3 protein-coding genes are annotated in these 4,036 nt (G+C 71.7%); all 3 read right to left on the bottom strand.

Annotation, left to right across the window (positions count from 1 at the left end; all coding sequences use genetic code 11):
• Positions 1-28 precede the first annotated feature (28 nt).
• The 3 genes from CCN72_RS33015 to CCN72_RS33005 all read right to left on the bottom strand — a co-directional run bounded on the left by CCN72_RS33015 (position 29) and on the right by CCN72_RS33005 (position 3,922).
• Positions 29-865 carry an SDR family oxidoreductase gene (locus tag CCN72_RS33015; protein ID WP_086811919.1) on the bottom strand — a complete coding sequence of 279 codons (837 nt, stop codon included), beginning with the start codon at positions 863-865 and terminating at the stop codon, positions 29-31.
• 108 nt (positions 866-973) lie between these two features.
• The gene (gene pepN, locus CCN72_RS33010; protein ID WP_167408739.1) at positions 974-3,466 is read right to left on the bottom strand and encodes an aminopeptidase N; all 2,493 of its coding nucleotides are present in this window, start codon (positions 3,464-3,466) and stop codon (positions 974-976) included.
• 123 nt (positions 3,467-3,589) lie between these two features.
• Entirely contained in the window at positions 3,590-3,922 is a 333-nt protein-coding gene (locus CCN72_RS33005) for a chorismate mutase (RefSeq protein WP_046426519.1), read from the bottom strand.
• Positions 3,923-4,036 lie beyond the last annotated feature (114 nt).

The following is a 4,036-nucleotide window of genomic DNA, read 5'->3' as shown; positions in this document are numbered from 1 at the left end:
GCTCAGCGCCAGGCGCGCGATGCGCCTTCTAGGCCGCGGAATCGGCGCCGAAGTCCGCCGCGTGGTCCCGCGCCCAGCGGGCGAAGGTGCGGGCCGGGGTGCCCGTGATCCGCTCGACCGTGTCGGTGATCTCCGGGGTTACGCCGATGGTGGCCTCGAAGGTCTTGAGAAGGCGGTCGAGCATGTGCGCGTCCAGGTAGGGGAACAGCTCGGGTCCGGCCGCGGCGGGGTCGATCTCGACGAAGGTCAGCTCCCTGCCGACGGCCGCGCCGATCGCCGCGACCTGGTCGGCGTTGGTGGCCGCCGCCGGTCCTGTCAGGCGGTGTACGGCGCCCTCATGGCCGTCGTCCAGGAACGCGCGCTCGGCGACGGCGGCGATGTCGTCCTCGTGGATCGGCGCGGCGACCGCGTCCGCGTAGACGCCCCGGACAGTGTTCCCGGCGCGGATCTGGGACGCCCACTGGAGGGCGTTGGTGGCGAACCCGTTGGGCCGCAGGAACGTCCACTCCAGGCCGCTGTCGCGGATCAGCCGCTCGGCGTTGGCGTGCAGGACATGGATGGGGTGGGTCTCGTCGGCGCCCTCCTGGACGATGCCGCTGGAGAGCAGGACGGCGTGGCGGACCCCGGCCGCGCGGGCCGCCGCCAGCAGGGGCTCGGTGACGGCCTGCGCGTAGAGGAAGACCCCCCTCACCCCGTCGAACAGGGCGGCGGGCTCCTCGGGCCTGAACTCCACCACCTCGGCCCGCTCGGGCAGCGCGGCCCGCTTCGGGTCGCGGGTCAGCGCGCGTACCGGGCGGCCCGCGGCGAGAAGTCGGTCCACCAGGGCGCGGCCCACGTTTCCGGTCGCGCCGGTCACTGCGATCACTTTGGTTGCCTCCCGGCTCGGTCGATCATGTCGATCCCCCGAGCCTAGGAGGGCGGTCCGGGCGCCGCATCGGCATTAAGGACCAGCGGCGCCTAGGGCCTGTCTGACCTACTGCCGCGCCTCCCCCTCGCGGGCCCGCAGGGCGCGGCCCAGGTCGTCCAGGCGGTCGGCCAGGGCACGGCGCAGGGACGGGGTGAGGTCGTCGCGGTCCAGGCATGCCTCGCCCAGGCGCACATGCTCGGCGTCGACGGCGTGGGCCGGGAAGCACCAGCGGCCGACGGAGGCGGCGATGGCGGGGCCGCGGCGGGCGGCAAGGGGCACCGACTCCTCGTAGAAGCGCGGCACGTACTCCCGTACCAGGTCGGCCTGTTCGGGCTGCCAGAAGCCGTGGGCGGTGGCCGTGAACAGGTAGTTGGACAGGTCGTCGCCCTCGAACATCGCGGCCCAGGCGGCGCGCTTGGCCGCCGCGTCGGGCAGGGCGGCGCGGCAGCGGGCGGCGCCCTCCTGGCCGGTGGCGCTCGGGTCGCGGGCCAGTTCGGCGGCGATGGCGGCCTCGTCGGTGGCGCCGAGCACGGCGAGCCGGGCCAGGATGCGCCAGCGCAGGTCGGGGTCGAGCTCGGGTCCGCCGGGCACGGTGCCGTCGGCGAGCCAGGCGGCGATGGTGTCGGGGTGGGCGGCCACGTTGATCAGGTGGCGGACGGCGATCAGCCGCAGACCGGGGTGGTCGCCGTCCTCGGTGCGGCGCAGCAGGTCGCGGCAGAGGGCGGTGAGGGTGGCGAGCGCGGCCGGGCGCTCCCCGGCGGGCAGGTACTGGTCGGCGATCTGGCCGCTCGCGAAGACGAGCACGCCCTGCACGATGGCGAGGTCGGTCTCGCGCGGCAGATGGGCGCGGGCGATCTCCAGGTAGGCGGCGGGCGCGAGTTCGCCGTCGCGCACCGCGTCCCGCAGGGAGTTCCAGACGATCGCGCGGGTGAGCGGGTCGGGCAGTCCGGACAGGCTGCTGCGGACCGACGCGAAGGACTCGGCGTCGAAGCGGACCTTGGCGTAGGTGAGATCGCCGTCGTTCAGCAGGAGCAGCGCGGGGCGCTTGCCGATGGGGCGCGGGGCGTCCTGCGGGACGTCGAGTTCGAGGCGCTCGCGCAGGATCAGCCGGCCCTCGTCGGCGACGCCGTGGTCGTACAGACCGGCGACGATGCGGTGCGGGCGGCTGCCCTTGTGGTCGACGGTCAGCGTGCAGGCGCCGTCGGCGGTCTCGATCACGGGTGTGAGGGTGTCGACGCCGGTGGTGCGCAGCCAGCTGTCGGCCCAGGCGCGCACATCGCGTTCGGTGACGGAGGCGAGGGAGTCGAGGAAGTCGGCGAGGGTCGCGTTGCCGAACCTGTGCCGGGCGAAGTGGGTGTTGATGCCCGCCAGGAAGTCCTTCTCGCCCAGCCAGGCGGCGAGTTGGCGCAGCGCGGAGGCGCCCTTGGCGTACGAGATGCCGTCGAAGTTGAGCAGGGCGGTGGCGGCGTCGTCCACGCCCTCGGGGGCGACCGGGTGGGTGGTGGGGCGCTGGTCCGCCTCGTAGCCCCACGCCTTGCGGGTGACGCCGAACTCGGTCCAGGGGTCGCTGAAGCGGGTGGCCTCGGCGGTGGTCTGGTAGCCCATGTACTCGGCGAAGGACTCGTTCAGCCAGATGTCGTCCCACCACTTGAGGGTGACCAGGTCGCCGAACCACATGTGGGCCATCTCGTGCGAGATGACCATGGCGCGCAGCTGGCGCTCGGTGTCGGTGACGGCGGAGCGGTAGACGAACTCGTCGCGGAAGGTGACCAGGCCCGGGTTCTCCATGGCGCCCGCGTTGAACTCGGGCACGAACGCCTGGTCGTAGGAGTCGAAGGGGTACGGCTCCTCGAACTTCTCGTGGTAGCGGTCGTAGCACGCGCGCGTGACCTCGAAGATCTCCTCGGTGTCGACATCGAGGTAGGGCGCGAGCGAGCGGCGGCAGTGGATGCCGAAGGGCAGCCCGCGGTGCTCGGTGCGCACCGAGTGCCAGGGGCCGGCGGCGACGGCGACCAGGTAGGTGGAGATCGGCGGGGTGGGCGCGGCCCGCCAGATGCCGTCGGCGCCGCGTTCGGTGACGCCGTTGGCGAGCACGGTCCATTCGTCGGGCGCCTTGACCGAAACCTCGAAGACGGCCTTCAGGTCGGGCTGGTCGAACGCGGGGAAGACGCGCTGGACGTCGTCCATGGCCAGCTGCGTGTACAGGTAGGTCTCGCCGTCGACCGGGTCGGTGAAGCGGTGCATGCCCTCGCCGGTGCGCGAGTAGCGCATGGCCGCCTCGGCGCGCAGCTCGTGCTCGCCCGCGGTGAGGTTCTTCAGCGGCAGCCGGTCCTCGTGCAGCGAATCCGGGTCCAAGGGCTGTCCGTCGAGGGTGACGGAGCGCAGCTCGGCGGGCTTCACCTCGAGGAACGTGTCCCCGTCGGACCGCGTGGTGAACCGGATCACGGTACGGGAGTCGAAGGTCTCGTCCCCGGTGGTGAGGTCCAGTTCGACCGTGTAGCGGTGGACGTCGAGGAGCTGAGCTCGGAGCTGCGCTTCATCGCGCGTGAGTACGGACATACACGCCATGCTGCCTGATGGGACTGACAGCGCACAGAGGAGGAGCGTTACACGGTTATTATCCGACCCGCCCCTTTCCTTCCCCTTGTTCGGAAATCGGTGCCGGGTATCCGGGTTCCGGATTCAGCTCCCGTTGGTGTCCTCGGCGATGCGTTCGTGGTGCCTGATCACCTCGGCGATGATGAAGTTCAGGAACTTCTCGGCGAACGCGGGATCGAGCTTGGCGTTCTCGGCGAGCCGGCGCAGCCGGTCGATCTGGCGGGCCTCACGGGCCGGGTCGGCAGGCGGCAGCTGGTGCACGGCCTTGAGCCGGCCGACCTGCTGGGTGGCCTTGAAGCGTTCCGCGAGCATATGGACGACGGCCGCGTCGATGTTGTCGATGCTGTCGCGCAGCCGCTCCAGTTCCTGGCGGACCGCGGGGTCCACGTCACCCGTACCCGTGTTGCTGGTGGTCATGGACGCCAACCCTATGTGGTCGGCGGGGTGGGGCTCATACGGTGTCCGATGGATGGATCGTCGGACGGATCGATGGACGGACGTATGGGCGGGCCTGGGGGCGGGCCTATGGGC

The organism is Streptomyces murinus, assembly GCF_002154555.1.
In the GTDB taxonomy this organism is placed as follows: Bacteria; Actinomycetota; Actinomycetes; order Streptomycetales; family Streptomycetaceae; genus Streptomyces; species Streptomyces murinus.
The sequence above is the reverse complement of the archived record's forward strand: the minus strand, read 5'-3'. Positions and strand labels throughout refer to the sequence as shown.